Source organism: Pseudotabrizicola sediminis (assembly GCF_004745575.1).
Classification (GTDB): Bacteria; Pseudomonadota; Alphaproteobacteria; order Rhodobacterales; family Rhodobacteraceae; genus Pseudotabrizicola; species Pseudotabrizicola sediminis.
Genome location: NZ_RPEM01000004.1, coordinates 303,955 through 310,128 on the forward strand (window position 1 = coordinate 303,955; position 6,174 = coordinate 310,128).

The following is a 6,174-nucleotide window of genomic DNA, read 5'->3' on the forward strand; positions in this document are numbered from 1 at the left end:
ACGCTCCGCTGCGCTAGCTTCGCTTAATGAAAAACAGTCCAAAAACCTCGGTCCTCTTCAATGCAAACTGCCCGGTCTGTAACTTCGAGATACAGCACTACGCGCAGTACGCAGTCGCCAACGACCTGCCGATCCGGTTCGACGATCTGAACTCGGGCGCGCGGGACCAATGGGGCTTGGATGCCGATACCGCCGCTCGGCGCCTTTATGTGCTGCATGAGGGCAGGCTGACATCGGGGATTCCGGCGTTTCTGGTGCTATGGGCACAAATGCCGAGGTATCGCTGGCTGGCACGGGTCGTAGGGTTGCCGGGTATCCGGCAGGTCGCATCGGCCGCCTATGACTATGTCCTTGCCCCGGTGATTTATCGGTGGCACCTGCGTCGGCTGCGCAAGCAAACCGCCGGCGTTCCGCACTGACAGGAGAGGCACCTTGTCCGAAGATAATGATGGCGTTGCGGTGCCCACGGGGCGCACGGCGCGGCTTTTGCGGTTTGGCGGCATGGCTACAGGTATTGCAGGCAGTGTTGCGGCAGGGGGGCTGCGCGCTCTGGCCAGCGGCAAACGTCCCGATATGGCGCAGCTGCTGCTGACTCCGACCAACACATTGCGGTTGACGGACGGGCTGTCGCATCTGCGGGGAGCAGCGCTGAAGCTGGGGCAGATGCTATCGATGGATACCGGGCTGGTGCTGCCCGATGAGTTGACGGCAATTCTGGGCCGAATGCGCGATGACGCCCGCCACATGCCGCCCAAACAGCTGCAATCCGTGCTGAACACCGAATGGGGCACAGGCTGGTATGGCCGCTTTGCCCGCTTTGACGTGCGCCCCTTTGCCGCCGCATCGATCGGGCAAGTGCACCGGGCGGTGATGCGCGATGGCCGCGATCTTGCGATCAAGGTGCAGTACCCTGGCGTGCGGGCCAGCATCGACAGCGATGTCGACAACGTGGCCGCGTTGATGCGGATGCCGGGGCTTTTGCCGCGCGGAATGGATATTCGCCCCCTGTTAACCGAGGCAAAGCGCCAGTTGCACGCCGAGGCCGATTATCTGGCCGAGGCGCAACACCTGGCGCGGTTTGGCGCCCTGCTCAAGGGGTCTGACATCTTTGCCCTGCCAGAGTTGCATGCGGATCTTTGCACGCCGCAGGTTATTGCAATGGGGTTTATGGACAGCGTCCCGCTGGACAGCCTGGTCGATGCGCCGCAAGTGGAGCGCGACCGGGTGGCTACAGCCCTGATCGGCCTTGTCTTGCGGGAGCTTTTCCAGTTCGGCGCAATGCAGACCGACCCCAATCTTGCCAACTACCGCTATGACCCCAAGACCGGACGTGTCGTTCTGCTGGATTTCGGTGCCGTGCAGCCCATCGCCCCGGGCCTTGCCGACGATTTCCGCGCGCTGGCACGGGTGGCGTTGAACGGTGGAGATGTCCAAACACGCGAGGCCATGCTGCGCATCGGCTATTTCGGCCCAACCACTGCGCCGCACCATCAAGACCTGATCCAGGCGATGTTCACCACCGCGATGGCGCCGCTGCGGCAAGACGGCCCATTTGACTTTGGTAGCAGTGATCTGTTGGAACGCCTCCGCGACATGGGCCTTGCCATCGGCAACGACCGCGAGCTTGCGCATGTCCCCCCCGCCGCCACGCTGTTCTTGCACCGCAAGATCGGCGGGATGTATCTGATGGCGGCAAAACTGCGGGCGCGCATCGCCTTGCGCCCGATGGTTGAGGCGTATTGCGGCAAGACCGCCGCGCCCACTTGAAACGCCAATGGCCGGCATCAGTTTTTCCCTAAGCAAAAAAGATGAGCCCGATGACAGACTGGACCGCGACCCGCGCCGAGGGTGACAAGATACTCGCAGCATTTACCCCCCGCATGGGGCGGCGTTATGCCAATGGCCGCAATACCGATAACGGGCCCGGCGCGCACAAGGCGGTCTCGGTGCTGTCGCCCTATATCCGGCGCAGGCTGGTGTTGGAAGCTGATGCCGTCGCAGCAGCCATCGCCGCGCATGGGCCGGAAGATGCCGAGAAATTCGTGCAAGAGGTGATCTGGCGCGGCTACTTCAAAGGCTGGCTCGAGCGCCGCCCACAGGTTTGGGACAGCTACTGCACCGGGCTGGAGGCTGACCTTGCCGCGCTTGACCGTGACCGCCGCCTGCGCCGCGACGTGGATCGGGCAATCAACGGCCAGACCGGGCTGGAGTGTTTCGATGCATGGGCGACCGAACTGGTCGATACCGGCTATCTGCACAACCACGCGCGGATGTGGTTCGCCTCGATCTGGACTTTCACGCTGGGGCTGCCCTGGCGGCTGGGGGCGGATTTCTTTTACCGCCACCTTCTGGACGGCGATGCCGCGTCGAACACGCTTGGCTGGCGCTGGGTCGCGGGTCTGCATACCCGGGGCAAACCTTATCCGGCCGACGCGCAGAACATCGTCACCTTCACCAACGGCCGCTTTGCCCCGCGCCAAAGCGATCTGGCCGAAGTGACCCAGGGGCTTGAAGCGTCAGAGCCTGATGGCCTCCCGACCGTGATGCCGCTGCGCGCGATCACCATGCCGCTACCCGGTCGCCCGACCGCCCTGCTGATCACCGATGAAGATTGCCGCGTCGAAGATTTCGATCTGGCTGCCTACGACATCCGCACGGTGGCTACCCTGACGGCCAGCCATTTGCGATCGCCCCTGCCGGTGTCCGATCTGGTGCAGCGGTTTGAGGCAGACGCGTTGGCTGACGCCGCCAAGCGATCCGGCTTTGCCGCGACCGCAATGCGCGCGGATGATCCGGCAAGTCTGGCCAAATGGGCAGCAGTCGCCGGGGCCACGCAGATTGCCACGCCCTACATCACGCGTGGCCCTTTGCGCGACTGGCTGGTTGAGGCCGCCCCGGCATTGGAAAAAGCGGGCATCACCCTGTGCGAGTGGCGGCGTGACTGGGACACAGCGATCTGGCCCCACGCCACTGCCGGGTTCTTCAAGGTCAAACAGAACATCCCACGCATTCTTGAAAGTGCGCTGCCCATATGACTCTGCCTCGCATTATCTTGGCCGACCCCCGCGTCGCCCGGCTGGTCACCTTGATCCGCGCAGCCCTCGGCGCGCCTGCCGGTACCGGGCGGATCGCTCTCGCGCTTGGCCTTGGGGTGCTGTGCCATACGCTGTTTGCGGCGGGTGTGCTGGCAATGATCGTAGCGATGTTCTTTGGTCTGAGCGAAGGTATGGGCACCGTGCCCTGGCCATGGGCGGCACTGGCCAATGCCGCCCTGATCGTGCAGTTTCCGGTGGCCCATTCGTTGCTTTTGACCGGCCCCGGCGGGCGCTTGATGGCCCGGATGATCCCCGGCCCGCATGGCCAGACGCTGGCCACCACCACCTATGCCATCATCGCTTCGGCCCAGCTTCTGGCGCTGTTTGCGCTGTGGACACCGTCGGGCATCGTTTTCTGGCGTGCCGAGGGAGTAATATTCTGGGCGATCACCGCCGCCTATGGTGCAAGCTGGCTGATCCTGTTGAAAGCCAGCTTCGACGCTGGAGCCGAGGTTCAGTCCGGTGCGTTGGGGTGGATGTCGCTCATGGCGCGCATCCGGCCGGTGTTTCCCGATATGCCGACCCAGGGGATGTTCCGGCTGATCCGGCAGCCGATCTATGTGGCCTTTGCCCTGACGCTGTGGACCGTGCCGGTCTGGACGCCGGATCAGTTGGTGCTGGCCGTCAGCTTCACCGCCTATTGCCTGCTTGCCCCGCGCCTGAAGGAACGCCGCTTTGCCGCCCGCTACGGTGACCGCTTCGCGCAGTATCGCGCTGACGTGCCTTATGCCCTGCCCCGCTTGTCCAAGGACCGCCCCGATGCGCAATGACCTGACGATCTACGACCGCGTCGCCGACCGCTGGTGGTCGGACGACATCCGCTGGGTCCGCACGTTGAAAAACCTTGTACCGGGGCGGCTGGCCTGGTTTGACCGCCAGATCGACTGGGCGGGCAAAACTGTTCTCGACCTTGGCTGTGCCGGGGGCTTCATGGCCGAGGCCCTTGCGCAGCGGGGCGCTGACGTTACCGGCATCGACCCCGCCGCCGGGGCGATCGACGCCGCCCGCGCCCATGCCCGCCAAGGCGGCCTGCGCATCGGGTATGATGTGGGTGTGGGTGAGGCCCTGCCCTACGACAGTGCCAGCTTTGACGCCGTGGTTTGTGTAGATGTGCTGGAACATGTGGCCGATCTGAACAAGGTTCTGGCCGAGGTCGCACGCACCCTGCGCCCCGGGGGGCTGTTTCTGTTCGACACCATCAATCGCAACCTGCTGGCCCGGCTGGCCACGATCACCATGGCAGAGGATGTGCTGCGCCTGTTGCCGCGCGGCACGCATGACCCTGCCATGTTCATCAAGCCCGCCGAATTGCGCGCAGCACTGCAGGGGGCGGGCTTGGTGCCGGGTGCGGTCACCGGCCTGGGGCCCCGTGGGATCAACCGTCGGTTAGATTTGACCTTTGGCCCCCTGCCCCTGACTGCCGTGCTCTACATGGGGATCGCGCGGAAACCCGCTGCCGTGAAGGCCGCCACATGAACGACCTTCCGCGCGAGAACGTCCAGGCCTACCCGCGCCCCCCGGCGCTGGAACCGGTGCCGCAGCGGATCATCCTCCGGCTTGGCGGCACTCTCGTCGCTGAAACCACACGCGCCCTGCGGGTGCTGGAAACGCACCACGCGCCGACCTACTACCTTCCATTGCAGGACATCCTCGCCACCCTGCGCCCGGCTCAAGGCAGCAGTTACTGTGAGTGGAAGGGGGCTGCACGCTATTTCGATGTGCTGGCCGGGTCGGCAACAGCGCAGCGCGCCGCCTGGGCATATGACCAACCCACTGCCCGATTTGCGGCACTTGCTGCCCATGTGGCCTTTTATGCAGCCCTGATGGACGAGGCCTGGGTCGGCGATCTGCGCGTCATCCCGCAGCCAGGCAACTTTTACGGCGGCTGGGTCACGCCAAATCTGGAGGGGCAGATCAAGGGTGCGCCCGGAACGCAGCACTGGTAACATGCTCTGTACAAGATCGGCCTGGAGGCCATGATGTCATCACGCGGTCTGATCCCACTCTTGACGGCGGTGGCCTTGGTGTGTTCGGGCCTGCCGCCCGTTATGGCCGAAACGCCGCCCGCGCAAAGCGCGATGATCGAGGATTTCAAGATGGAGCCTGAAACCCGCTGGCGGTTTTTCACCGATCAGGTGATGGGGGGCGTGTCTACCGGAGGCGTCGACTTCGCCACAGAGGACGGCCACGCCTTTGCGCGGATGACGGGTCGCGTCAGCACGGCCAACAGGGGAGGGTTCATCCAGATGCGGCTGGACCTTGCCACCCGGCTGCCCGAAGGTACAACCGGCGTGCGGCTGATGGTGCGCGGCAATAACCAGCGCTATTTCGTGCACCTGCGCACCGGCGGCACGCTGTTGCCGTGGCAGTATTATCAGGCAGGGTTCGAGGTGAGCCAAAGTTGGGCCGAAGTGCGCCTGCCATTGGAATCCTTCGCGGCTTCTGGCGCGTTGTTGCGCAGTGCGCCCCGGCCCAGCAGTCTGGCTTCAGTCGCCATTGTGGCCTATGGCCGCGACCACGATGCCCGGATCGATGTCCGGGAAGTGGGGTTTTACTGACCCGGACGGAGAAGGCACCGTTGCATCCGCATATGGCACCAACCGCCATCCGGACGTTCAAATGCACGGGCTCCCTCACGTCAAACCCATCGTAAGGAACCGTGTCATCGCCAAGCCTGCCAGAGCGATATGGACCAACTTGATCGCAACAGACTGTCCGTGCAGCCATCTGAAACGGGCCTTTTCGCCTGCGTCTGTTGCCCGGTTGATGGCGGGCATCAACAGCTGGCGGGAGGGAAGCGTTGTCACCGCAATCGGCGCAAGTAGCCCAGCGGCGACCGCGTCGTGGGCCCAGACAAGCCCCGCCGCTGTGGCGGCGCTCAGCGTCACAAACATGTAGAAATGAGGGAAGGCCCGACGGATCGTAGGGCCCGCGACATTGACGGGCAGCGCCATGAACAAAAAGGCTGCAAAATCGCATGAGCACAGCACCATGCCGCCGTAAAGCAGCGAGGTCGCAAGAAGAGCGGGTACGAGCATCGGCGTTGTTGCGCAACTCAAGCTTGAAGCGTGACTGGCCC

General features: G+C 64.1%; 8 protein-coding genes. 7 read left to right on the plus strand and 1 reads right to left on the minus strand.

Going from position 1 to position 6,174, the window contains the following annotated elements:
• The first annotated feature begins 26 nt into the window (after positions 1-26).
• The 7 genes from EEB11_RS08300 (at position 27) to EEB11_RS08330 (ending at position 5,653) form a co-directional block, all read left to right on the plus strand.
• Positions 27-419, plus strand: a complete 393-nt coding sequence (locus EEB11_RS08300) for a thiol-disulfide oxidoreductase DCC family protein (RefSeq protein WP_135430133.1) — start codon at positions 27-29, stop codon at positions 417-419.
• An 82-nt stretch (positions 420-501) separates the two neighbouring features.
• Positions 502-1,767 carry an ABC1 kinase family protein gene (locus EEB11_RS08305; protein ID WP_135430195.1) on the plus strand — a complete coding sequence of 422 codons (1,266 nt, stop codon included), beginning with the start codon at positions 502-504 and terminating at the stop codon, positions 1,765-1,767.
• A gap of 50 nt (positions 1,768-1,817) precedes the next feature.
• Entirely contained in the window at positions 1,818-3,035 is a 1,218-nt protein-coding gene (locus EEB11_RS08310) for an FAD-binding domain-containing protein (RefSeq protein WP_135430135.1), read from the plus strand.
• Entirely contained in the window at positions 3,032-3,865 is an 834-nt protein-coding gene (locus EEB11_RS08315) for a methyltransferase family protein (protein ID WP_245298819.1), read from the plus strand. Before EEB11_RS08310 ends, EEB11_RS08315 begins: the two co-directional genes overlap by 4 nt.
• Positions 3,855-4,571 (plus strand): bifunctional 2-polyprenyl-6-hydroxyphenol methylase/3-demethylubiquinol 3-O-methyltransferase UbiG, encoded by a 717-nt coding sequence (gene ubiG, locus EEB11_RS08320; protein ID WP_135430137.1) that lies wholly within the window; start codon positions 3,855-3,857, stop codon positions 4,569-4,571. The genes EEB11_RS08315 and ubiG overlap by 11 nt, the downstream gene beginning before the upstream one ends.
• On the plus strand, positions 4,568-5,041 hold the full coding sequence (locus EEB11_RS08325; protein WP_135430139.1) for a DUF427 domain-containing protein: 474 nt from the start codon (positions 4,568-4,570) through the stop codon (positions 5,039-5,041). The genes ubiG and EEB11_RS08325 overlap by 4 nt, the downstream gene beginning before the upstream one ends.
• A 33-nt stretch (positions 5,042-5,074) precedes the next feature.
• Positions 5,075-5,653, plus strand: a complete 579-nt coding sequence (locus EEB11_RS08330) for a CIA30 family protein (RefSeq protein ID WP_210114868.1) — start codon at positions 5,075-5,077, stop codon at positions 5,651-5,653.
• Between the two features lie 75 nt (positions 5,654-5,728).
• Here EEB11_RS08330 and EEB11_RS08335 read toward each other — a convergent pair.
• On the minus strand, positions 5,729-6,174 hold a 446-nt coding region (locus EEB11_RS08335), incomplete at its 5' end, for a DUF4149 domain-containing protein (RefSeq protein WP_354002090.1).